Raw genomic sequence first — 22,824 nt, 5'->3', positions numbered from 1 at the left:
AGCCGGCCAGGATGCGGCGGAGCATGGCGTGCGGGTGGGCCTAGGACGAGCGGACGGGGGCGAGTCTGCCGTGCACGCGGCGGAGCTCGTCGCCGTCCAGGACGGTGAGGTCGGCCGGGTCCAGCACGGCCGGGGAACGGCCGTGCCACACGTGGACGGCTCCGGTGCCGGGCAGTCGGCTGCCGAGGTGTCCCATCCGCGGTGCTCTCCTTTTCCCTGAGGTGTGGCCGGTCACCGGCCGCGGTCCCGTCTCGTTCGCCGGTCCGGCGCGCTCCGCCCGCGTCAGCGCCGCGCGGCCGCCTTCCGGTACGCCCGTCCGGCCAGCGGAACCACCACGGCCAGCAGGGCCACGAGCACCGCCAGCGCGGTGGGAAGGGGGTGCTCCGCGGGGAACGCCCCGCTGGTCGGGCCCCGTTCGTTGCCGAACAGGTCCCGGCTCGCCGAGACGACCGCACTGACCGGGTTCCACTCGGCGAGTACGCGCACCCACCCCGGCAGCCCGTCCAGCGGCACGAACGCGTTGGACAGGAACGCGAGGGGCATCATGATGACGCCGGAAACCGCGCTCACCGTCTCCACGTTGCGCAGCACGAGTCCCAGCAGGGCGCCGAGCCAGGACATCGCGAAGCCCATCAGGAGCAGCAGCCCGAAGGCGGCCAGCGTCCGGAGCGGGCCGTTGTGCGCGCGCCAGCCGATGGCGTATCCGACGGCTGTCATCACCGCGCAGCTCCAGGCGACGAGCACGCCGTCCGCCACGGTCCGCCCCACCAGGACGGAGGGACCGGAGATGGGCAGCACACGGAACCGGTCCACCAGGCCGTTGTCGAGATCGCTGACCACGCCGACCCCGGTGGTGGTGATGTTGGTGAGCATCACCTGCGCGAAGATGCCCGCCATGATGTATTCCTGGTAGCCGCCCGGGCCGGGTGCCCGCATGGCGCTGCCGAAGAGGTAGCCGAGGACGATGACGGAGGCCACCGGCATCACGGTGACGCCGAGCAGGTGTTCGGGCATGCGGCGGATGTGCCGCATCCGGCGGCCGACGAGTGCGAGCGAGTCGCTGACTGCCTCGATCATGCCGGCTGCTTCTCCTCGGACGCGGCGGGGGCACCGGCCGCCGCCGGCTCGCGCGCGGGCCGGCCCTGTTGTCCGGTCAGGGCGAGGAACACGTCGTCGAGGGTGGACCTGCGTACGGCGAAGTCCTGCGGCTCGATCCCGAGCAGTTCGAGCCCGTTCGCCGCCGCGGCGATGGTGCTCACACCGTCGGTCAGCGGTATCGAGACGGTCCGGGTTTCCGGATCCGTCACCGCTTCCTCCGGCGAGAGACCGGACAGGGTCCGCGCCGCGGCCGCCAGGTCGGCGGCGCAGGCCACCGACACTTCGAGCCGCTCGCCGCCGACCTTCCGCTTGAGCTGGTCGGGGGTGCCTTCCGCGATCACGGCGCCTCGGTCGATGACCGCGACCCGGTCGGCCAACTGGTCGGCCTCCTCCAGGTACTGGGTGGTCAGCAGCACGGTCACCCCCTCGGCCACCTGGTTCCGGATCATGTCCCAGAGCGTGCGCCGGCCGGTGAGGTCGAGGCCGGTCGTCGGCTCGTCGAGGAAGAGCACCGGCGGCCGGCCGACGAGGCTCGCGGCGAGATCGAGGCGCCGGCGCATGCCGCCCGAGTACGTCTTCGCCGGCCGGTCGGCCGCGTCCACGAGGCCGAACTGCCGCAGGAGTTCGCCGGCCCTGGCCTTTGCCGCGCGCCGCCCGAGGTGCAGCAGTACCCCGATCAGCCGGAGGTTCTCGCGTCCGGTGAGCCGCTCGTCCACCGCCGCGTACTGGCCGGCCAGACCGATGCTGGCGCGCACCTCACGGGCCTGGGTGGCCAGGTCGTACCCGGCCACGGTGGCGCGCCCCTCGTCCGGCTCCAGGAGCGTGGTGAGTATCCGCACGGTGGTGGTCTTGCCCGCTCCGTTGGGGCCGAGGACGGCGAGGATCGTGCCCGCCGGGACGCAGAGGTCGACGCGGCTGAGCGCCTGGTGGTCGCCGTAGCACTTGCGGAGACCCTCCGCCGATATTGCCGTCTCCATGGCGGCCACTCCATTTCTCAGCTGGTGCGGGTGTTCGGGGAGCGGGGCGGCCGGAGCCCACCGCAGACGGGGGTGGCGATGGGCTCCGGCGGTCGGGTGGCCGCGCGTGGGCGGGCCGGTCCAGGGGGCCGGTACAGGGAAACGGCCGGTGGTGGGGGGGGTGTGTCCGGGGGCGTTGCGCCCCTGGTGGGGCGGTTACGCCGGGGTCGTCGCTGAGCCCTGCCGCGCGAGGACGAGGGTGGCGACCCCGGCGGCGTCGCCGGCGTCGAGGAGGTCTTCCTCGGGGATCTCGACGCCGTAGCGCTGCTCGAGGAGCACCGAGAACTCGAGCATGACGAGGGAGTCGAGTTCGAGTTCGCCGAAGGGGGTCTCGGGCGTGATCTCTCCCTTGACCTCGAGCTTGTCGGTGAGAAGGGTGACGAGCTGGTCCTTGAGGGCGTCGGCGGTCATGGTGTGGTGCCTTTCGCGTGAGGGCGGGTGGAAGGTCAGGCGAGGACGTCGGACACCTGGATCGGCGGCCAGGTCAGGGCGGCGGAGCCCCAGCTGAGGCCGCCGCCGAAGGAGGTCATGAGCACGCGGTCCCCCGGGCCGAGGCGTCCGTTGGCCGCCGCGTCGGTGAGGGCCAGGGGGACGGAGGCGGCGGAGGTGTTGCCCACGCGATCGAGGTGGACGAGCACCCGGTCCCGGTCGACCTCCAGGAGGTCGGCGAGGGTGTGGAGGATCCGGACGTTGGCCTGGTGTCCCGCGACCCGGTCGACGTCGGCGGCGGACCAGCCGATCTGCCCGAGCAGCTTGGCCGAGGACTCGCCCATGCGGTGCACGGCGTGCGTGAAGATCTCCTTGCCCCGCATGGCGAGGTACTCGTCCGTCTCGCTCCCGGCCTCGGGGGCGGAGCGCTGGCGCGAGCCTCCGCCGGGGACGACGGCCAGGTCCTTGAGCGTGCCGTCGCCGCCGAGGTCGAAGCCGGCGAGCGCGCCGGGCTCGGAGGGCTCGCCGGCCCGCAGGACCGCCGCGCCCGCGCCGTCACCGAAGATGATCGCCGTACTGCGGTCCTGCGGGTTGAGCCGGGTGGACCAGAGGTCGGCGCCGATGACCAGGACGCGCTCGGCGATCCCCGCGGCGATGGCACCGGCGGCCGAGGCGAGGGCGTAGACGAAGCCGGCGCAGGCGACCGAGATGTCGAAGGCGGGGACGGGCCCGAGGCCGAGGCGTGCGGCGACGTCCGGGGCGGTGGCCGGCATGGGGTGGTCGGGGGTGCTGGTGGCCACGATGACCATGTCGACCCGGCCGGATCCGGCGGAACTCAGGGCGCGTTGGGCCGCGGTCACCGCGAGGTCGCTCGTGGCGGTGCCGGGGTCGGCCCAGTGCCGCTGGGTGATGCCGGTCCGGGTGCGTATCCACTGGTCGTCGGTGCCGAGCCGGTGCGCCAGCTCTTCGTTGCCGACCACGCGCGGGGGCACCATGGCACCGAGGCCGACCAGTACGGCGGTGCGGCTCATACCGGGCCCCGGCTCGTGGTGGGTCGCGGCTCGATCAATGTCGCTGTCCTTCCCGTGTGTCTGGGTGGTGGTCATGTGACGCAGCACCTGTTGGTCGTGTTCCGGAGCACCCGGTGGTCGTGTTCGGGAGCACCTGGTGGTCGTGTTCCGGAGGTGGTGGGAGCCGGACCTAACCGGTGAGGAGGTCCATGCCCCGCTCGTAGACAGTGGTGCCGGACAGGAGCAGGAAGCCCACGAGCCCGAACAGCCACGCCGTGTTCTCCCGCGCGTTGACCCTGAGCCAGTGGTCGATCCGGCGCAGGGCGGGCTGTACGGCCCGTTGGGAGACGAGCCGGCCGAGCGCCATCAGCCCGGCGGGGGCGATCATGACCAGGCAGTACAACGCCAGCAGGCCGGCTTGCGCGAACCACGGGAGCCCCGAGCGGTCGAGGGCGTCGATCGCCGCGAGGTACGGGAACATCGTGGCGATCTCCAGCGCGACGGCCATCAGCGCCACGGCGATCACACCGCGGGCCGTGGCCGACGCGCCGACCGCCGCCTCCCGCCACCGGGTGAAGCGCCCCTCCCCCGGCTTGTCGCGTCGCAGCAGGCCGTACCAGAGCCCGATGAGGATGAGCACCACGCCGCTCGCCGCCGTCACCGCGTCCCCGGCCGGCGAGTCCAGTGCGGAGCGCAAGGGCTCGCGTACGGCCGACAGCGCGCTCAGCATCAAGAGGCCCAGCGCCAGATAGCCGACGGCGACGATCAGCAGGTAGCCGAAGACGTTCGCCATGCGCAGCGCACGCGGGGTCAGCAGGAACCAGACCGGGATGGCCAGGGTGGACACGCTCAGGGTGTCCATCAAGGCCAGCGGAATGATGTGGCCCAGTACACCCACTAGAAGACCCCGGGGAGCCAGCTGTCGCGGCGGCCGGCGGCGAAGGCGATGCCGGTGAGGACACCCGCGCTGCCCGTGCGCAGATCGCTCGACAACTTGAAGTTGCGCGAGCCCGGGAAGTGCAGCTCACCCTCGCGCGGCCGGATCTCGTGCAGGCCGAGCTGTTGCGTGTGCCGGGCGATGAACGCGCGGGCCTGCTCTTCGACGATCCCGTCCCGGGCGAGTGTGGCCAGAGCGGCGACGAAGCCCGCGCGGCCGCGGAACAGGCCGCTCTGCACCATGAGTTCGGGTCCGGTCGCCCGTACCAGGTCCAGCACCGAGGCCTGGGCGGAGGTCCAGCCCTCGTGGCGGGTGAGCTCGGCCAGGACGAGGGCGGCGCCGCAGGACCCCACCTCGACGTAGCCGAGGCTTCTGCGTCCGGCCTCGTTGAACTGGAGGGAGCCGTCCGCGCACCGGACGTAGCCGGAGAGCTCGAACTCCAGTAGTTCCCGGGCGAGTTCCACGGCGGCGGCGTCGCCGGTGCGCAGACCGTGGCGGTGGACGGCCAGGGCGATGCCCCCCGCGCCGTGCATCAGGCCGAAGTGGGACACGTCCGGCTGGCCGCTCTTCCCGAGGCGGTCGAGGTGGGCCCGTGCCCGCCGGGTGAGTTCGGCGCCGAGTTCCTGCGCGAGTCCCTCCGGCACCAGCGGGTCGGGACCGGACGCCATCTCGGACGCCGCCAGGAAGACGCCGGCGAGGCCGCTGAAGATGCTCAGCCCGATGCCGCGGCGGTCCTTCGCCAGGGCCGTCTCCACCAGCCACCCGGCGTGGTCGTGCAGCCCGGCCTGCCACAGGGCGTAGCCGGCGCCCAGCTCGCTGTCGTACAGGCCGCATTCGAGCCTGGCGGCCGATGCCCGGCCGCGGACGGCGATCCAGTCGGCCACCTGCTCCGTGAGCCGGGGTGCGGCGAGGCCCCGGGTGCCCAGCAGCGACCAGAGCACTCCGGAGGCTCCCGTGGCCAGGGAGACCGGGGAGAGGGAGAACCCGGTGAAATCCCCCCGGAAGAGGCGGTCGGTCCGGTCCTGGTCCATGGTGGCCCGCAGCCCGGTCACGATCTGCGACGCCCAGGTCTCGAATCCGAGCGCGTCGTCGAGGTGGCCGGAGGCGATCCCCACCGGGCCGTCGGGTGCGGTGTCCGCGCGGCGGGCGGCGCTCAGCATCCGCTGCGCCCACTCCTCGGACAGGTCGTACCACGTCCGGCAGGTCTCGACCATCTGGCGCAGCTTGGTGCCGTCCATGCGGATCAGGTGGGTGAGGGGCATGTAGCAGGAGAGTTCGAGCATGCACAGGGCGTACTCGTCCGCGGCCCGCCCGGTCCTGGTCAGGTCGGTGAAGCCGGGGGCGCCGGGGAAGGGCCGGGGAGCGTCTTGTGGGAGGCAGGTTTCCAGGTCGATGAGTTTGATGTCGAGGCCGGGGGTGACCATGACGTTCCCCGAGTGGAGGTCTCCGAAGACGTAGCCGCGGTCCCAGATCGCGTCCAGCGCGGCACGGACCTTCGCCAGGATGGCCTCGACGTCCTCGCGGTAGGCCCTGATGTCCTCGGGGGTGGGCGGTTCGAAGGGGTCGGGGCGGACGAGGAAGGGCACCCGGGCGGCGCACCATTCCTGGAGGGTGGTCCCCTCGATGTATTCCATCGCGGTGAAGACGTGCGACTGCCAGCTGAACTGGTCGTACGCCTCGGGGATCCCGGGCAGTGCGGACAGGGTCCGCATCGCCTCGTACTCCTTGGCGGCCCGGGCGACCGAGTCGCCGCCCAACAGGTCGTACCCGGCGAAGGGCCGGGCCTCCTTGAGCACCAGCTGCCGGCCGGTGTTCCCGTCGGTGGCGAGGTAGACGCCGCCGCCGTTGGAGAAGTGCAGCGTCTTGTCGATGCGGTAGGGCGGTACCGGTCCGTCCGCGGTGGGCGCCGCCGGCTTGAACGCGTCGGGGATGTCCACGAACGAGGGCGCCTTGAAGGGCACGGACCTGCGGTCGGGGACGAGGTGTCCGTCGGGGTGCTCCAGGGCGAGGATCGGCTTGCCCTCGCCGGTTCGGCAGTACCGGCGGGTGTAGGCGCCGTACCGGACGTGGACGACGCTCCGGTCGACCTGGAGATCGGACAGGATGCGCGGGCCCTGCGCATCGGCGAGCAGGCCGACCAGCTCGCGGGACAGGGCTGTGGACTGCTCCTCGGTCGCCGGGTAGAGGACGAACCCCTTGCCGCTGACCTGCCGGGGCGCGTACTTGGCGTTGATCAGCCACGCGTACTCGTACCGTGCCAGGAACTTGAAGGGGACGTCCCGCGCGAAGCAGAACGCCGAGACCTTCTCCCGGAGTGCCTCGAAGGTGTCGGGCGTGACGGCGATGTGGATCTTCCACCCCTGGCCGGTGACGGGTTCGCCGCCGGGCCGGCAGACGGTCCAGATCCCGTGCTGGGCGTACTGCCATCCGTCGGCGTGGACGACCGGCACCAGCCCGCGCCGTATCTCCCGGAACCTGGTGTCGTCGGGGTCGGCCTTCCAGCGGGCGATCTCGTCGTACGAGTCGGGGTCGGCGAAGGTGTAGAAGAAGTGCTCCATGCCCGGCCTCTTTACGCGTTCACGGGTTCGGTTGCGGTCTGTGTATCCGGCGCCACTGTGGTGGCCTCCTCGAAGGTGGCGATCACGTCCCAGAAGGGAGCGGTCACCTCCGTGTCGGCGCCCGTGGAACGGCTCGTGCCCTTCTGGGGATCGACGAGGTGATAGTTCGGGACGCCGGTGAGGCGGCCCAGCACGTCGGCGATGATCGGGTTCTGTGCGACCCCGGGCGGGAAGGACGGGGCGATCACCACGGGGGCACGGGTGCCGAGGGCGGCGAGGAAGAAGGGCGAGGTGCCGGCGCCCGATGCCAGCCCCGACAGGAAGGCGACGCTCGCGGGGAAGACGATGATGCCGTCGTAGTCGGCCGCGATCCGGGTGTGCACCGGCTCCCGTCGGCCGGTGGCCGTTTCCCAGGTGTTGGAGACGACCGGGGTCTGCGTCATCGCGGCGAGGGCCGACGCGCTCACGAAGTACTCCGCCGAGTCGGTCAGCCCCACGGTCACCTTGTAGTGGGGGCGGTTGGCCGACAGCCAGTTGAGCCAGAACGGCAGGTGTGCGGTGGAGAGTGTGCCGGTGGCGACGAGGAACAGGTTGGCCCGTCGCGCCTTCGCCGCCTCACTCGTGTCGAGCCGGGGCATCGTTTTCACGTTCCTTCCCTTGCTTGCGTTGCTGCGGTCAGTCGTCGCGCGAGTCCCAGCGCCGCTTGCCGCCCTCGTCCCACCGGCGGTCCTCGTCCCGGCTGCGGTCGTCGCCGTACCGGCGGTCGTCGTCCCGCCGGTGGCCGTCGTCCCGGCCGCGGTCCTCGCCGTACCTGCGGTCGTCGTCCCGTCGGCGGTCGTCGCCGTACCTGCGGTCCTCCTCGCGCCACCGGTCGTCCTCCCGCCGGCGGTCGTCGTCCCGCCTGCGGTCCTCGTCCCTCCGGCGGTCCTCCGCGGACTTCAGGCCGAAGTCACTGCGCAATTCCTCGACGATTCCCCGGGGCTTGGTGCGCCGATAACTCTCGAAGAATTCAAGACCTCCGAAGAGGACCAGTGCAATACCGAAAGGCCTGCCTTCGAACCAGATGAACTTGGTGTCCGGGAAGGCGGCGAGGAGCACCACGCCCGCCACGATCAGGGCAATCCCGAGAACCCTCTTCAGATTTGTCGACACAATCGACCGACCCTTCCTCTGCCCGTCGCAACCGGATTCCGAACCGAACCGGGCCGCACAGCTTGTCAGTTGACGGCCGGAATTTTACATGCCTGAGATGGATCGTGCAGAGCGAGGCCGAAAACCGCCCGTCTGAGCAGGCCGAAATCTTGCGATACCAGGTAATGCCCGCCAGGAATGAAACTCACGTCCACGTCCTCGCCGAGATCCTTCCATCCGGCGAATGCGTCCCTGGGGACGAGCGGATCCCGATCACCGGCGAAGACCCTGACCGGCACGGACAGCGGGCGCTCCTGCGGTCGGTGGCGGTACTCGGCGCACATGCGCGTGTCGTCCTGCAGCAGGCCGAGAAAGGGCCGGACCCAGGCGGGATGCCGGACCAGCCAGTCGGGAAGGCCGCCGATGGCCTGGAGGCGGGCCAGCAGCGCGTCTTCGTCGTCCTCGGCCGTGAAGCTCCCCCACGCCATGTGCGGGGCGCCGAACGCGGCAACCGCCAGGGCTTTGGGCCGCCGCTCGCCGTGCTGCTCGAAGTGCCGGGTGAGGAGATAGGCAAGGAGCCCGCCCATGCTCTTTCCGAACAACACGAAATCATCGCCCGTATGCGGCTCCAGTTCGGCGGCGAGCGCCGGAATCAGCTCTTCGGTGCTGCGGTGGAGTCTGCGGCCCGAGTCCGGACGCACCGGAATGGCGACCGGTACGACTTCCAGTCCTGGCGGCGCGTACCGGGCCCACGGGCGGAACACCGAGGCGTTCCCGCCCGCGTGATGGAGGCACAGCAGTTTCGTCACCGCACACCTCCCCCGCTGCTCAGCACGTCGAACAGCCGATCCGAAAGGGCGCCGATGGCCGGGTTGTCGAACACGATCGACGGCGGCACCTTGCATTCGAGAGTCCGCTGTATATGACTTCTCAGTTCGATGGCCCTGAGCGAATCCAGGCCGTGGGCGAAGAGATCGTGTTCGTCCGTCAGACCGCCGGTGCCGTCCCCGAGTACGCGCACCACCTGGTCCCGTACGTGGGAGAGCAGCAGGGCCCGGCGGGTTTCCGGCGGGGACCCGTCGAGTACGGCCCGTACGCCCTTCCCGGCCTCGGCCTCGGCACGCCGGCCGCCCGGCATGTCGGCCAGGAGGCCGCGCAGCGCGGGTGCGTTGCGGTCCTCGAACCGGTGCCAGTCGGCCGGCAGTACGGCGACGACGGAATCGGGACCGGCATCGGGGCCCGCCGCGCGGAGCAGGCGCCGCAGGGCGGCCAGGCCGTCGGAAGTCGCGATGACGTGCTCGCCCTTGCCGACGAGAAGGGCGTTCAGGCCCGCCCGCGCGCTCATGCCCGTCTCCCCCCACGATCCCCACTGGATCGCGAGCCCCGGCAGTCCCAGGCCGCGCCGGTGGGAGGCCAGGCCGTCGAGGAACGCGTTCGCCGCCGCGTAGGTGGCCTGGCCCGGTGTGCCGAGCAGGGACGACGCCGAGGAGAACAGGACGAAGAAGTCCAGCGGCCGGCCGGCCGTCAGGGTGTGCAGATGCCAGGCCCCCTGGGCCTTGGGCGCCATGACCCGTGCGAACCGCTCGGGTGACTGCAACAGCAGGACCCCGTCGTCCAGGACGCCGGCCAGGTGCAGCAGCCCGCCCAGCGGGGGAAGCGCCGGATCGGCGTCGATCCGCGCGAACACCTCCGACAGCGCGTCGTGGTCCGCGACGTCGACGGTGAACGCCGTCACCGTGGCGCCGTCGGCGCGCAGCCGCTCGATCACCTGGCGCGCGGGCTCCCCCGGAGGGGTCCGGCCGAGCAGTACGAGGTGGCGCGCTCCGGCGTCGCACAGCATCCGTGCCGCCTCCAGACCGAGTCCGCCGAGTCCGCCGGTGATCAGGTAGGTGGCGTCGGGGCGTACCGGGTGCTCGATCGGCAGCGCGGCGCCCGGCGCGCCGGGCGGCTGCGTGCGGCCGAGGACCTCGACGTGCCTGCGGTGGCCCTCGTAGCCGACGCGGTGCTGCTCGGGCTGCTGGACCGTGCCGCTGAGCAGGGCGAGTTCCGCGTACAGCAGGGCGGCCCTGCTCGGGATGTCGGTGCGGGGATCGAGGTCGATCTGGGTGATGCACAGCTCCGGGTGTTCGCCGGCCGTCACCCGCCCCAGGCCCCACAGCCCGGCGCCCGCAGGCCAGTCGACGGGTCGTCCGGCCACGGGCTGGGCGCCGCTGGTGACCAGGCAGAGCCGGGGCGCGGCCGCGTCGAGCATGGCGAGCCGCTGGGTGAGGCGGAGCATCCGGCCGCCTTCCGCCAGGGCCTCGGCGCCGGCGTCGTCCGGGCCCCCGTGGCCGCTGCGGCACACGGCGACCAGGTCGTACGGTGCGAGGTCCACGTCCTGCGCGTAGCCGTCGGCGACCTCGCAGGTGACTCCGTGCAGCCGGGCGATGGCGGCGACCTCGCCGCCCAGGGGGCCGTCGGCGATCACCAGCCACCGGTGGGCCGCGGCAGTGGCCGGTTCCGGCAGCGCGGTGGGGGTCCAGTGGGTCGAGTAGAGCCATTCCCTCCAGCGCTCGCGGCGTGCCGGGATCATCGTCTCCCGCGCGGCGCGCTTGAGCAGGACGCCGTCCAGGGCCAGGACCAGGGTTCCGTCCGGCGCGATCAGGTCGATGTCGGCGCGCAGTACCTCCGGGTCCTCCTCGTCGGTCGGACGCAGTCGTGCGTGGCACCAGGCCTCGGTTCCCGCGGCCGTGCTCTCGATGCGGATGCGGTCCGCTCCGAGGGGTACGTACGTTCTGCGGCCCAGCTTCTCCGGGTAGGTCACCGTCAGCGCGAGGAAGCACGCCTCGATGAGTACGGGATGGGCCCGGTGGCGAGCCGCTTCGGAGCGCAGCTCCGGGCCGAGGCGCACCTTCGACAGGGCGTTCGGGCCGTGCGCCCAGAGCTGTTCGGTGACCTGGAACAGCGGGCCGAGGTCGATCTGCCGTTCGCGCTCGCGCCGGTAGATCTCCTCCGGCCGCAGCTCGTGGCCCTCCAGTGCGTTCCGTTCCGCGGTCAGCCGTGCGGCTCCGTACGACCGGGTGGTGCCGGGAGCGGCCGCCGCCAGGCTGCCGGAGGCGTGCAGCGTCCAGCCGTGGTGGGCGCGCCGGGGTTCCTGACCCGTGGCCAGGGGGCGGGAGTGGACCTCGAAGGCGTAGGCCCCCTCTTCCTCCGGCTTGAGGGCGATCTGCGTCTGGCGCGGGGCGTCCTCGTCCGGGAAGGCCATGGCGTGGTGGATGTGGAAGTCCCGCAGTTCGGCGGGGACCGGCCCGAAGACCTCGCGGGCCGCGGCGAACGCCATCTCCGTGTACGCGACGCCGGGCATCACCAGGGAGTCGAAGACGCGGTGGTGGCGCAGCCACGGCAGGGTGTCCACCCCGGCGACCGAGTCGAAGCGGACGCCGCCCTCGTCGGCGAGGTCGAGCCGCCGTCCCAGCAGCGGTGCCGTGTGCGGGGCGGCGGCCGCCGTCGCCGGGCCGGGGGCGGGGATCCAGTACCGCTCGCGCTGCCACGGATAGGTGGGCAGCGGCAGCCGTCGCCGGGCCGGCTCCGCGCTGAGAGCGTGCCAGTCGAGGTCGATGCCGCTCTCGTAGAGGCGGCGGACCGCGTCGAGGAGCGAGGTCCACTGGTGGTCCGGCCGCGTGCTGGGGACCAGTTCCGTACCGGGCTCGTCGAAGACCTCCTCGACGAGTTGCAGCAGTGTCGGCTTCGGGGCGATCTCCAGCAGGGTGCGGACACCGGTCCCCCGCAGGGTCGAGGCCGCGTCGAGGAAGCGCACGGGGCGGGTCGTCTGCTCGACCCAGTAGCGCCAGTGGGCGAGTTCCGGGCCGATGTCCTTGCCGGTCACGGTGGAGATGATCTCCACGCGGGGCTGGTGGTAGGTGACGGTCCGGGCGACGGCCTCGAACTCGGCGAGGGTCGGTCGCATCAGGGGCGAGTGGCAGGCGACGGAGATCTCCAGCGTGCGGTGCCGGATGCCCCGGGCGGTCAGCCGGGCGCGGATCTCCTCGATCTCGCCGGTGCGGCCGGAGATCACCGTGGACGTGGAGCTGTTGACGGCGGCGATGGACGTGTTCGGGCGCAGCAGCGGAAGGAGGGTCGCCTCGTCGGCGGCGACCGTGACCATCGTTCCCGCCTCGGTACGGTCCCGCATGAGCCGGCTGCGGGTGTGCACCAGGGTCAGCGCGTCCTCCAGGGAGAAGACTCCGGCGAGGCACGCCGCGACGTACTCCCCGAGGCTGTGTCCGACCATGACGTCGGGGCGTACCCCCCAGGACTCCCACAGCTTCGCCAGGGCGTACTCGAAGGCGAACAGCGCGGGCTGCGCGTGGCTGGTCTCGTCGATGGGGGACGGCTCATCCGGCGCGGGGAAGAGCACGGACAGCAGGGGCAGGCCGAAGCGCGCTCCGAGCAGTTCGGCGCACCGGTCCAGGGCGGCTTTGAACACGGGCTGCCGCTGGTACAGCTCCCGGCCCATGCCCGCGTACTGGGAACCCTGGCCGGCGAAGAGGAACGCGAGCCGGCCGGGTGCGGGGGCGGTCCCCGCGCCGGGCTCCGCCAGCAGCTTCTCCCGGGCCTCCGGGGCGGTCGCGGCGACCACGGCGCGGCGGTGCGGGAAGTGGCGGCGGCCGGCGCCGGCCGTGAAGCAGATGTCGGCGAAGCGGGTGGTGTCCGGGGCCGCGGCGAGGAAGTCGGCATAGCGGCGGGTGAGGTCGGCCAGGGCCCGTTCGCTGCGGGCGCTCAGTGCGAGGACCTGCGCGTCCTGCTCCGCGGCGGCCCCGCCGGGCTCCGAATGGGCCGCAGCCCGCGGGGGAGCTTCCTGGAGCACCACATGGGCGTTGGTGCCGCCCACGCCGAGCGAGGTGACACCGGCCGTGCGGGGACGTCCGTCGGTGGTCCACGGTGTGGTGCCGGTGCTGACCCGGAAGGGGGAGCGGGCGAAGTCGATCTCGGGGTTGGGCGTGGTGAAGTGCAGGCTGGGCACGAGCGTGCCGCGCTCGACGCACAGCGCCGTCTTGATGAGGCCGACGATTCCGGCTGCCTCGTCCAGGTGCCCGACGTTGGTCTTCACCGAGCCGATGGCGCAGGTGTCGCCGCGTTCCGCCGCGGATCCGAACACCTCGGTGAGGGCGGTCAGCTCGATCGGGTCGCCCAGGACGGTTCCGGTGCCGTGTGCCTCGACGTATCCCACGTCCCGGGGGTCGACTCCGGCGGCCTCCAGCGCCTCCCGGACGACCTCGGCCTGGCGCGCCGGACTCGGGGCGGTGAAGCTGGCCTTCTCGGCGCCGTCGTTGTTGATGGCCGAGCCCTTGACCACGGCGATGATCCGGTCGTCGTCCTCGACCGCCTCGTCGAGCCGTTTCAGTACGACGATGCCGCAGCCGTTGCCGAAGAGGGTTCCGGTCCCGTCGGCGTCGAAGGCCCTGGTACGGCCGTCGGCGGACATGATCATGCCCTCTTCGTAGAGGTAGCCGGCCTCCTGCGGCACCACGATGTGCACCCCGCCGGCCAGCGCGAGGTCGCTGTCCCCTTCCAGCAGGCTCCGGCAGGCCAGGTGGACGGCGACCAGGGAGGTCGAGCACGCCGTCTGGACCCCCACGCTCGGACCGCGCAGGTCGAGGGCGTACGACACCCTGGTGGCGAGGTAGCCGCCGTCGTTGCCGAGCTGGAGCTGGAACTGTTCCAGGTCGGACTCGGTCAGGGCCTTGGCAGGTCCGTAGCCGAAGTGCGGGATCAGGTTGTTGAGCAGGTACGTGCTCATGCCGGCGCCGGCGAAGACCCCGACGCGCCCGTCCCGGTCGTCGCCGGGAGCGTGCCCCGCGTGCTCCAGTGCCTCCCAGGCGCACTCCAGGAAGAGCCGCTGCTGCGGGTCGAGGAGTTCGGCCTCCCTGGTTCCGATGCCGAAGAACGAGGCGTCGAACCGGTCGATGTCCGCCAGCACCGCGCCCGCCGGAACGAAGTCCGGGTGCGTGGCGATGCCGCGGTCGCGCTGGCCCTCGCCGGTACCCGGCAGTCTGCCCGCCGACTCCACGCCCTGGAGGAGGTTGTTCCAGAAGGTCTCGATGTCCGGGGCGCCGGGGAAGCGGCCCGCCATCCCGATGATCGCGATGTCCTCGGAGCCGCCGCCGCCGCGCGGGCGCCGGCGCCGGGGGGCGGGGGTGGTGCGCGGCGCGCCCTCGTCCGGCGCCCGGCCGCCCCGGTCGAGGTGGGCCGCGTAGGCCCTGATCGTCGGATGGCGCAGCAGGTCGGTCATCGATACGTCGCGGCCCAGCCTGCGGACGAGTTCCGCCCGTACCTCGACCAGCATCAGGGACGTGCCGCCGAGGTCGAAGAACCGGTCGTCGGCGGACACCTCGTCGAGGCGCAGCACGGCGCGCCACACATCGGCGAGGAGCCGCTCGGTGGCGGTGCGGGCCGCGGCCGTCGCCCGGGGCGACAGCCGCTCGAAGGTGGCGGGCGGCAGCAGCCGGGCGCGGTCGGTCTTGCCGCTCGTGGTCAGGGGCAGCTCGGGCAGCAGGCTGTACGCCTCGGGGAGCATGAGCGGGGGCAGCTTCGTGACGAGGTACGCGTGCAGCACGCGTGCGGCGCCCTCGGGTTCGAGGGAGGGGCCGGGGACGATGTGGGCGACGAGGCGGCGGTGGCCGTCGATCTCGTGGGCGACGGCCACCGCGGCCCGCACACCGGGGTGTTCCAGCAGCAGCGTCTCGATCTCGCCCGTCTCGACGCGTACGCCATGGGCCTTGACCTGCGTGTCGATCCGGCCGAGGTGTTCGATCGTGCCGTCCGGCAGGCGACGGCCCAGGTCCCCGGTCCGGTAGAGCCGGCCGTCACCGAACGGATCGTCCACGAACTTCCGGGCGGTCAGCTCGGGCCTGCCGAGGTAGCCCGCGGACACCCCCGCGCCCGCGACGCAGAGTTCGCCCTCCGCGCCCTCGGGCACCTCCAGAAGGTCCTGGTCGAGGATGTGGACCCGTACTCCGTCGATGGGCCGCCCGATCGGGGCGGTCGCGGGCCAGTTGCCGGGATCGCCGTCCAGCGTGTGGGAGGTGGCGTCCTGGAACTCCGTCGCACCGTAGTGGTTGTGCAGGCGCGCGCCCGTGCGGGAGAAGAATCCTCGGATGTGGGGGCCGATCCGCAGCTGCTCGCCGGTCGTGACGACCTCGCGCAGGTGGAGCCCTTCCGGTGTCTCCGCGGCCGCCCGTGCGAGGTGTTCCAGCAGCGTGACGGGCAGGAAGAGGCGCTCGATGCGCTCTTCGCGGAGGAATGCGACGAGGGCGAACGGGTTGCGCCGCACCTCGTCGTCGGCGACGACGAGCGTGCCGCCGAAGCAGAGGGTGGAGAAGATCTCGTGGAAGGAGAAGTCGAAGCTCACGGCGCAGAGTTGGGCGGTGCGCATGCGGCAGCTGCCCGGACGGGTGCGGTCGTGCCAGTGCAGGAGGTTGAGCAGCGCGGCATGGGTCATCACGGCGCCCTTGGGCACCCCGGTCGAGCCGGAGGTGAAGATCGCGTACGCGGGGGCGTCGGGGATGTCCGCTGCGGTGTCGTGCGGTCCGGTGTCGTGCGGTCCGGTGTCGTCCGCTCCGGTGTCGTGCGGTCCGGGCTCGTCGGACGTGCCGGCCGCGGCCTGCACCGGCGCGCCCGGCAGCGGCCGGCAGTCCTCGTCGAGGGCGAGGACCGCGGTGGACGGGCCGGACGGCAGGGCCGTGCGGTCGGTGACGACCAGGGAGATGCCGGCCGTGTCGATCACGTGGCGGGTCCGCTCGGCCGGATCGGCCGGATCGATCGGTACGTAGGCCGCGCCCGCCCGCATGATGCCGAGCATGGCCGCCACGGCCTCGGGGCCGCGTGCCATGCGTACCCCGACGAAGTCGCCGTGACGGACGCCCGCGTGCCGCACCGCGGCGGCCACCCGCGCCGTCATCTCGTCGAGCCGGCGGTAGCTGACCTCGCGGGCGCCGTGGACCACGGCGGTGGTGTCGGCGTGCGGGCCCCGGCCGTGCCGGGCGACCAGGTGGTGCACTCCGGTCGCCGGATCCTCGGAAAGCTGGTTCGGCATCGTTCCTCTTCGTGTTCGGCTCGCGCCCTGGTCCGTACGCCCGGCCGTCCTCAGCCCACCGGCTGGTACGAGACGGAGGGGAAGTAGTCCTCCTTGGCTCCGTCCCGGCGGATGTCCCAGGTGGCGCAGTGCAGGGAGCCGCCGTACTCGAAGACATTGCGGAAGGGGACCGTGAGGACCTCGAAGCCGAGGCTGGACAGGAGGTCCTGCAGGGGCTTCTCCTGCTCCTCGCAGACGACCTTGTCCGGGGAGAGGCTCAGCACGTTCATGGAGAGCCACTTGGACGACTGGCAGTAGTCGGGCATCTCGTCGTTGGACAGCATCGGCTCGGGAGCCTCGATCAGCTTCCAGCCGTTCCTGACGAACATCGGCAGCTCGTCGTCGCGAAGGGGCCGGTCCGGGTTCGTCAGGATCAGCCCGGGCCGCAGCGGGACGAAGGTGCAGTCGATGTGGGAGGGGAAGTAGTCCAGCGGGAAGTGGACCGGGTGGACCCGGAACCCCTTGGGCTCCAGGGTCCGCTTCAGCCAGCGGATTCCGGCGCGGTTGGTGGTCATGGACTCCTGCACCAGGATGTCGCGCCCCAGCCGGCTCATGTCCGCGGCGTCGAAGACGATCTCGTCCTGGGTGATGCAGAACTCCGAGGCGTGCATCCGGGCGTGGCGCTCTTCGAGCGGCCATGCCCAGAAGTCCTCCCGGTACATGCCGTCGCCCATGGTCGGCTTGGGGGCGACGGTCCACGACACGCGGGGGTCCGCCTCCCAGTACTCGTACACGAGCTTGCGGTACGGCTCGTACTCGAAGTAGCGGGCCCGGCGGGACATGGTCGCCTCGACGATCTCGTTGCCGAGCGTGATCATCACGTCCCGCGGGCACACCGCGCAGTACTGGTTCTCGACCTCGAAGTGGGGCGTCCGCAGCGGCTGGGAGAAGTCGGGCACCGTGGGGCGGCGGACCGTCACCCCCTGGGCCTCCAGGAGGGCGGCCAGGCCGTCGAGTTCCTCCTCGGCGCGGGCCACGGCCTCGGCCGGCTTGGGGCCGGTCGGGAAGGGCGCTCCGGCCCGGCCGCGGATCTGCGGCCTGTTGCCGGGCTCGGTCGGTTCGAAGGCCGCGCCGGCCGCGGTGCCGACGACCATTTCGCGCAGGGTGTCCCACTCGTTCCACGCGTTGACCACGGGGGTATCAGCGACTGTCCGCATGAGCTTTCCTTCTGTTTCGGTCGGCGACGGGGTTCGGGGCGGCCAGGTGCCGGTGACCGGCCCGGCCGTCGAGCAGCTCGCGCACCCGGGTCACCAGGAACGACTTGGCCGGCCCGGCCAGATCGACGGCGGCGACCTCGTCCACGGCGCACAGGCCGTCGATCAGCAGGGGCAGGCTCGCCGTGTCGAACCACTGCTCCGTCAGCATGTCCCGGTACGCCTGCGGGGTGTCGTCCACCCGCTTGCCGGTGCACGGGGAGATGACGGCCGCGGTCGCGGGCAGGAACTCGACGTCGGCCAGCATGTCCTGGAAGGCGGCCCGGCCGGGGGCGGCGTAGGGGCAGTGTTCGGCCCGGTCGAGCACGTCCAGGACGGCGACGCCGAGCCTGGTCAGGACGCGTCGCACCGCTTCGGTGTCGCTGCCGGTGATGCTGATGGCGATCACGCCGGCCCCGAGGTCGACGGAGAGCCACGGCTGCGGGTCGAATGCGCGCAGCACGTCGACGAGGCGGTAGGCGTCGCCCTCCGACGAGGGCAGCACGGAGAGAAACGTTCCGCTCCGGCGGGCCGCGTTGGCCTCGATCTGGCGGGTGTTGGTCTCCCGGATCAGCCGGAAGCAGGTCTCCTCGGTGATCACACCGGCGAAGAGCAGGGCGGTCAGACAGCCGGCGCTGAGCCCGCCGTACGCCCGCCAGCCGGCGGGTTCGTCCGCCAGCCGCCTGATGAGGCCGACGGCCAGCAGCGCCTCGTGCACCGTGGAGAGCAGCCCGGAACTGCCCTGGGCCGGGTCGACCCCGGCCGGGTCGAACCGGCAGATCCGCGCGGCCCGTCGCAGGTGTTCGTCCTGTACGCGCAGGATCGCCGTGAGCTCGGCCTCGGTCAGCGGGAGCAGCCCCGGTACGACGAGCGCTCGGTCAGAGGTCACCGGTGACGCCGCCCGTGACGGGAGCCAGTGCGCACTCCGGATCGAGGGTCATCGACTTGACCACGAAGGCCGAGGGCTCCAGTACGACATAGGTGTCCAGCTGGAGGCCTGCCAGGTAGCCGATGATCCCGCGCCAGTCGAGGACCGTGGTGAACTGGTCGATCATGTGCTTCCAGATCGTCTCACCGCTGGTGTACGGGCGGCAGTCGTTGATGCTGACCAGCGGGAGGGAGGTGTTGCCGTAGGGGGCGTGGAACTCCCATTCGTCGGCGAAACGCTTCTGTACGGTCTCCATCAGGGCGCAGTGCCCGGGGAAGCTGTGGGGAATCGCCCGGTAGAAGGCGCCGGCCTTCATCAGCGCGGGCTTCATGGCGTCGAGGTCCGACAGGCGGCAGGCTCCGAGGAACTGGTTGCTCGACACCTTGGCGGCGAGGTGCAGCAGGGAGTCCAGGCCCTGGGCGCGCAGCTCTTCGAACACCCTGCCGGGGTCACAGTTGTAGAAGAAGACGCTGACGTAGTCCGTCTCCGCGAAGACCTCGGTCTCGATGGCGGCCATGAGGTTGGACATGCGCACCATGTCCTCCAGGGACACCCAGCCGAGGGCCGCGGCGGCCGAGAGGTATCCCAGGCTCATCCCGGCCACGCAGACCGGCTGGACGTCCCGGGTGTGCAGGTCCTGCTGCCAGCCGGCGACTCCCATGATGTTGATCAGCGGACGCCGGAAGCGGGGGTCGTTGACCTCCTCCTCGGTGCCGTTCTTCAGGATGGACCTGAAGTCCATCGCCAGGGTGTCGCTCGCCAGGTCCAGCAGGACGTCCATCGACTTCGACAGACCGCGTCGGCGGAGCTCGTCGTCCACGTGCACCTGGGAGGGAAAGATGTATGCCCCGGTCCTGCTCACAGCGAGAATCCTCCGTCGACGACGACTACTTCACCGTTCATGGCCGCGAAATCGGCGCCGGCGACGAGCCGGATCACCGAGGCCACCTGTTGCGCCGGCACCGCCTGTTCCTCGGAGCCGGGGGCCGTCATGCCGTCCAGCACGCGTGCGGGAACCATGTCCAGCAGCTGGGTGTCCCGGATCGGGCCCGGGGAGACCGTGTTGAAGCGCACGCCCGCGGCACCCCACTCGCGTGCGAAGCCGCGCGTCATCGCCTCCAGCGCCGCCTTGCCGGCGACGTACCCCACCGCGCCCACGATGTAGCGCCTGGTGATGACCGACGAGATGTTGACGACGCTGCCGCCGCCGGTGCCCGCCATGGTCTGCGCGCTGATCGAGTTGACCTGGTAGGCCCCGAAGACGTTGGCGTCGATGATCGACTTGAACGTCTCGGCATTGGACACTGTGGCCACGGCCGCCTGGCCGGCCACGGCGCAGTTCACGACGACGTCGCAGGGGGTGACCTGCATGAGCAGCTTGCGGATGGACGGGCCCTTGGGGTCCGGGTCGGGCAGGGTGAGCTGGTGGATCTCGGCCGTACCGCCGCGTTCGGTGATCGCCGCCGCGGTCTCCTGCGCCGCGGCCCGACGGCCGTGGTAGGTCAGGTGAACCGTTTTCGCGTGCCGCGCGAACTCAAGGGCCACCGCCTGGCCCAGGCCGCCGGTGCCGCCGATGACCAGGACGTTCCGGTAGCCCGGCGTGTGGGTTCCGCTCATCACTGCCCTCCGCCCAGATGACCCGCGATCGCGCTCATGTCGATGCGTTGTGCCAGTTTCTTGTTGAGCACCGTCAGACGTTGTCTGTCGGTGCGCCGCCCCACACGGGGCTGGTAGTGGGGATAGGGCTGGTAGAACTCCGCCCGGGTGAGCGAAGACATCAGCGCCGGGACGGTGCCGTCGGGCGTCTGGAGATAGTCCCGGCAGACCGCTTCGAACGACATGTCGTCGGCCAGCCCCAGCTTCACCGTGGCTTCGTTGTGGACTCCCGTCGTGAACTGCACGCGCTGGCAGTTCAGGACCTCGAAGAGGTAGTCGATCAGGAGCAGAGCCGCCTCCAGGCCGATACCGGAGCGCCACAGTTTCGCGTCCCCGACGGCGCCCCCGAGCTCGTAGACCCCTTCGCTCAGCCGCCAGAAGTGCGCCAGGCCGATGACGTTGCCGTGGGAGTCCGCGATCAGGGCCGCGCGATTGTGTTCGTTCTCCAGGGAGGCGTACTGGGACTCACGGACCAGCCGGCTCGACGTCCCGCGCAACAGGGTCTCGCATTCCGTTGCGCTGAGCCATTTGGCCACGGCTCCGAGAGATTCCTCCGAGACGGGCAGGATGTGGCAGAGCAGACCCTTCACAAGCCGGTCGCTATCCGTTCTGGAGCTGCTCGTGGATACCCCGCAGCGTGGTGAAGTTCTCGACCTTGAGGTCGTACACCTTGTCGCCGAAGGGCTGCAGGAGAGCCGAGGCGAACCGCATGGTGTCCATCGATTCCAGACCGTACTTGTTGCCCGAGCCGAAGACGACGGCCTCGTCGTCCGGAAACTCGCCGTCGAACCTGTCCGCGAACAGTTCCAAGAACACCTTGCGCAGTTCGTCCACGGGTCACTCCTCCGTTTTGATGTCGTTCGGCAGTTGGAAGCACATCGAGCCCCACAGGAACCCGGCTCCGATGGCTCCGAGGACGATCACGTCGCCGGCCTTGGCCCGCCCGTCGGCCGCGAGGCGCCACAGTGCGGTCATCGCCGATGCCGCACCGGTGTTGCCGAGGACGTCGGCGGTGATGGGCACCTTCTCGGGGGCCACGCCCATGGTGCGGGCGATGTAGCGCAGGAGCCGGACGTTGGCCTGGTGGAGGGCGAACCCGTTGACCTCGGACGCCTCGACACCGGCGGCCGCGAGCGTCTCGCTGACGGACTTGGGCAGGCGGGTGGTGGCTTCCTGCCACACCACGCGGCCGTCCATCTGCAAGTAGGGGTCGACCGCCTCGTGGCCCGGTGTGTTGCGCGCGTGGTTCAGCAGGCTCGGCCCCGCCAGCGCGACGGCCGGCGAATAGGCGTTGCCCAGGTCGTAGGCGAGAAGACCGCCCGGGCCTTGCGTCCTGCTCAGCACCGTGGCGCCCGCCGCGTCACCGAAGAAGATGCTCACGGTGCGGTCGAGCGGATCGGGAAGCCGGGAGGCGCCTTCGGCGCACACCACCAGGGCGTTCCGCAGACCCGGCTCCTGCAGCATGCAGGAGGCGGTGTGCAGGGCGTAGACGATCGAGGCGCAGGCGTGCTGGGCCAGATCCAGGATGCGGGGCGTCTCGATCCCGAGCCGCTCCGCGACGATGACCCCCAGGGACGGGACGATCCACTCGGGCGAGCTGCTCGTGACGATGAGCACGTCGATGTCGCGCGCTTCGATTCCCGCGAGCCGCACGGCTTTCTCCGCGGCCTGGACCGCCAGATTCGTCACGGTCTCGTCGGCGGCGAGGAAGCGGCGCTCGCGAATTCCGGTCTTTTCCTCGATCCACTCCGGAGTGGTGTCCAGCTTCTCGCAGAGTTCGGCGTTCGAAACCACCCTCTCGGGCAGGGCCAGACCCACGCTCCGCAGGCTGACCGGGGCGAGTTCCCACGTCGGCACAGTGGTCCCCTCTCACTTTGGTTGACCGGATGGAATGGCGCGGGGAGGCCGGCGGGCCGGCTGCCCGAGAGCGATCCTCTTCGGGCAGCCGGCCCGCACCACCGATTCAGCAGCCGTCGCTGTTGGTGCTGACGGGCATCTCAACGCCGTCGGCGATGATCTCGGTGCCCTGAAGGTCGATCACATTGGTGAGGTCCATGGTTTTTCCTCCTCTCGAAAGCTAGACACGGGTGGGAACACCGCCGTTACCGGCGATGGTTCATGGGGGTGACGCGAGAATCCGGGTTCACGCGCTCCACGACGTACCGTCGTGTGCGCTGGTCAGATCCTCCAGCGTCTTTTTCCGCAGCGCGGCGAGCAGTTCCTGGCGGTCGCCGGGCTGCCTTCGGTCACGAGCGGGGAATGCCGGGAGGTACGCACAGCAGATGACCGCCGGCCAGTACTCCCCGTCGATGAAGAAGCGATTCCGGAGAACGCCTTCCACCTCGAAGTAATCGCGTTCCGTGAGGTATTCGACGAGAACTTCACTATAGGTGGGAACGAGGAGTTCGACACGCTTCACCTCGGACGAGCGGGTCAGCAGGGAAACCGCCTCCCGCAGGGAGTCGTCCACCAGCTGGACCGTCCATTCCCGGTCGTCACTGGAGGAGACGCTCAGCTGGAAGAAACCAGGGGTCTGGCCTGCCCACCAGCTGATCGCTCCCACGGTGCGGCCGGAATTCCGGACCACGAGGTGGGATTTCCGCTCGTCCCGCACGATGCGCTGGCGCTGTGCGGCGGTCCGCCATACCGGTCCGTCCGTCGAAACGTAGGAGAACACCTGGGAGAGCGCTTCGTCAAGAAGTCTCTCGTCCATTTCGGTGAGCACCGGAATGAACTCGACGTCCACTTCTTTTTG

The 22,824-nt window shown here is 71.1% G+C and carries 19 protein-coding genes; all 19 read right to left on the bottom strand.

Going from position 1 to position 22,824, the window contains the following annotated elements; translation table 11 throughout:
• Window positions 1–40 precede the first annotated feature (40 nt).
• The 19 genes from ACZ4TG_RS24475 to ACZ4TG_RS24385 all read right to left on the bottom strand — a co-directional run bounded on the left by ACZ4TG_RS24475 (window position 41) and on the right by ACZ4TG_RS24385 (window position 22,815).
• Window positions 41–196 carry a hypothetical protein gene (locus ACZ4TG_RS24475; protein WP_468166288.1) on the bottom strand — a complete coding sequence of 52 codons (156 nt, stop codon included), beginning with the start codon at window positions 194–196 and terminating at the stop codon, window positions 41–43.
• 86 nt (window positions 197–282) lie between these two features.
• Window positions 283–1,077, bottom strand: a complete 795-nt coding sequence (locus tag ACZ4TG_RS24470) for an ABC transporter permease (protein ID WP_468166286.1) — start codon at window positions 1,075–1,077, stop codon at window positions 283–285.
• Window positions 1,074–2,075 carry an ATP-binding cassette domain-containing protein gene (locus ACZ4TG_RS24465; protein WP_468166284.1) on the bottom strand — a complete coding sequence of 334 codons (1,002 nt, stop codon included), beginning with the start codon at window positions 2,073–2,075 and terminating at the stop codon, window positions 1,074–1,076. Before ACZ4TG_RS24465 ends, ACZ4TG_RS24470 begins: the two co-directional genes overlap by 4 nt.
• 195 nt (window positions 2,076–2,270) lie before the next feature.
• The gene (locus ACZ4TG_RS24460; RefSeq protein ID WP_468166282.1) at window positions 2,271–2,525 is read right to left on the bottom strand and encodes an acyl carrier protein; all 255 of its coding nucleotides are present in this window, start codon (window positions 2,523–2,525) and stop codon (window positions 2,271–2,273) included.
• Window positions 2,526–2,560: 35 nt separating this feature from the next.
• Complete coding sequence (locus tag ACZ4TG_RS24455) at window positions 2,561–3,574, bottom strand: beta-ketoacyl-ACP synthase III (protein ID WP_468166824.1); 1,014 nt, start codon at window positions 3,572–3,574, stop codon at window positions 2,561–2,563.
• A 169-nt stretch (window positions 3,575–3,743) separates the two neighbouring features.
• Window positions 3,744–4,451, bottom strand: a complete 708-nt coding sequence (locus ACZ4TG_RS24450; RefSeq protein WP_468166280.1) for a GAP family protein — start codon at window positions 4,449–4,451, stop codon at window positions 3,744–3,746.
• Window positions 4,451–7,048 carry a class III lanthionine synthetase LanKC gene (gene lanKC / locus ACZ4TG_RS24445; protein ID WP_468166278.1) on the bottom strand — a complete coding sequence of 866 codons (2,598 nt, stop codon included), beginning with the start codon at window positions 7,046–7,048 and terminating at the stop codon, window positions 4,451–4,453. The genes ACZ4TG_RS24450 and lanKC overlap by 1 nt, the downstream gene beginning before the upstream one ends.
• Window positions 7,049–7,059: 11 nt before the next feature.
• Window positions 7,060–7,686, bottom strand: a complete 627-nt coding sequence (locus tag ACZ4TG_RS24440) for a flavoprotein (protein ID WP_468166822.1) — start codon at window positions 7,684–7,686, stop codon at window positions 7,060–7,062.
• Window positions 7,687–7,723: 37 nt separating this feature from the next.
• Window positions 7,724–8,200, bottom strand: coding sequence for a hypothetical protein (locus tag ACZ4TG_RS24435; RefSeq protein ID WP_468166276.1), 477 nt, complete (start codon window positions 8,198–8,200; stop codon window positions 7,724–7,726).
• A gap of 65 nt (window positions 8,201–8,265) precedes the next feature.
• Entirely contained in the window at window positions 8,266–8,988 is a 723-nt protein-coding gene (locus tag ACZ4TG_RS24430; protein ID WP_468166274.1) for a thioesterase II family protein, read from the bottom strand.
• Window positions 8,985–16,253 (bottom strand): type I polyketide synthase, encoded by a 7,269-nt coding sequence (locus tag ACZ4TG_RS24425; RefSeq protein ID WP_468166272.1) that lies wholly within the window; start codon window positions 16,251–16,253, stop codon window positions 8,985–8,987. The genes ACZ4TG_RS24430 and ACZ4TG_RS24425 overlap by 4 nt, the downstream gene beginning before the upstream one ends.
• A gap of 50 nt (window positions 16,254–16,303) precedes the next feature.
• Window positions 16,304–17,449 carry a glycine amidinotransferase gene (locus tag ACZ4TG_RS24420; protein WP_468166270.1) on the bottom strand — a complete coding sequence of 382 codons (1,146 nt, stop codon included), beginning with the start codon at window positions 17,447–17,449 and terminating at the stop codon, window positions 16,304–16,306.
• Complete coding sequence (locus ACZ4TG_RS24415; protein WP_468166268.1) at window positions 17,433–18,374, bottom strand: hypothetical protein; 942 nt, start codon at window positions 18,372–18,374, stop codon at window positions 17,433–17,435. Before ACZ4TG_RS24415 ends, ACZ4TG_RS24420 begins: the two co-directional genes overlap by 17 nt.
• Window positions 18,364–19,275: a hypothetical protein gene (locus tag ACZ4TG_RS24410; protein WP_468166266.1), complete on the bottom strand. Its 912-nt coding sequence runs from the start codon at window positions 19,273–19,275 to the stop codon at window positions 18,364–18,366. The genes ACZ4TG_RS24415 and ACZ4TG_RS24410 overlap by 11 nt, the downstream gene beginning before the upstream one ends.
• Window positions 19,272–20,030: an SDR family NAD(P)-dependent oxidoreductase gene (locus tag ACZ4TG_RS24405; RefSeq protein WP_468166264.1), complete on the bottom strand. Its 759-nt coding sequence runs from the start codon at window positions 20,028–20,030 to the stop codon at window positions 19,272–19,274. The genes ACZ4TG_RS24410 and ACZ4TG_RS24405 overlap by 4 nt, the downstream gene beginning before the upstream one ends.
• Entirely contained in the window at window positions 20,030–20,659 is a 630-nt protein-coding gene (locus ACZ4TG_RS24400) for a GNAT family N-acetyltransferase (protein WP_468166262.1), read from the bottom strand. The genes ACZ4TG_RS24405 and ACZ4TG_RS24400 overlap by 1 nt, the downstream gene beginning before the upstream one ends.
• A gap of 10 nt (window positions 20,660–20,669) precedes the next feature.
• Window positions 20,670–20,903, bottom strand: a complete 234-nt coding sequence (locus tag ACZ4TG_RS24395; RefSeq protein WP_468166260.1) for a hypothetical protein — start codon at window positions 20,901–20,903, stop codon at window positions 20,670–20,672.
• A 3-nt stretch (window positions 20,904–20,906) separates the two neighbouring features.
• Entirely contained in the window at window positions 20,907–21,926 is a 1,020-nt protein-coding gene (locus ACZ4TG_RS24390) for a 3-oxoacyl-ACP synthase III family protein (RefSeq protein WP_468166258.1), read from the bottom strand.
• A gap of 286 nt (window positions 21,927–22,212) precedes the next feature.
• Entirely contained in the window at window positions 22,213–22,815 is a 603-nt protein-coding gene (locus ACZ4TG_RS24385; RefSeq protein WP_468166256.1) for a hypothetical protein, read from the bottom strand.
• Window positions 22,816–22,824: the final 9 nt, after the last annotated feature.

Source organism: Streptomyces sp. NPDC028314, assembly GCF_055565795.1.
This window is presented reverse-complemented; position numbering and strand designations above follow the sequence as displayed.

Bases quoted from the DNA above. Each gene is read 5' to 3' on its own strand.
- ACZ4TG_RS24425 (WP_468166272.1), bottom strand. From the start codon at position 16,253: ATGCCGAACCAGCTTTCCGAGGATCCGGCGACCGGAGTGCACCACCTG.
- ACZ4TG_RS24475 (WP_468166288.1), bottom strand. From the start codon at position 196: ATGGGACACCTCGGCAGCCGACTGCCCGGCACCGGAGCCGTCCACGTG.
- ACZ4TG_RS24460 (WP_468166282.1), bottom strand. From the start codon at position 2,525: ATGACCGCCGACGCCCTCAAGGACCAGCTCGTCACCCTTCTCACCGAC.
- ACZ4TG_RS24455 (WP_468166824.1), bottom strand. From the start codon at position 3,574: ATGAGCCGCACCGCCGTACTGGTCGGCCTCGGTGCCATGGTGCCCCCG.
- lanKC (WP_468166278.1), bottom strand. From the start codon at position 7,048: ATGGAGCACTTCTTCTACACCTTCGCCGACCCCGACTCGTACGACGAG.
- ACZ4TG_RS24420 (WP_468166270.1), bottom strand. From the start codon at position 17,449: ATGCGGACAGTCGCTGATACCCCCGTGGTCAACGCGTGGAACGAGTGG.
- ACZ4TG_RS24405 (WP_468166264.1), bottom strand. From the start codon at position 20,030: ATGAGCGGAACCCACACGCCGGGCTACCGGAACGTCCTGGTCATCGGC.
- ACZ4TG_RS24440 (WP_468166822.1), bottom strand. From the start codon at position 7,686: ATGCCCCGGCTCGACACGAGTGAGGCGGCGAAGGCGCGACGGGCCAAC.
- ACZ4TG_RS24465 (WP_468166284.1), bottom strand. From the start codon at position 2,075: ATGGAGACGGCAATATCGGCGGAGGGTCTCCGCAAGTGCTACGGCGAC.
- ACZ4TG_RS24470 (WP_468166286.1), bottom strand. From the start codon at position 1,077: ATGATCGAGGCAGTCAGCGACTCGCTCGCACTCGTCGGCCGCCGGATG.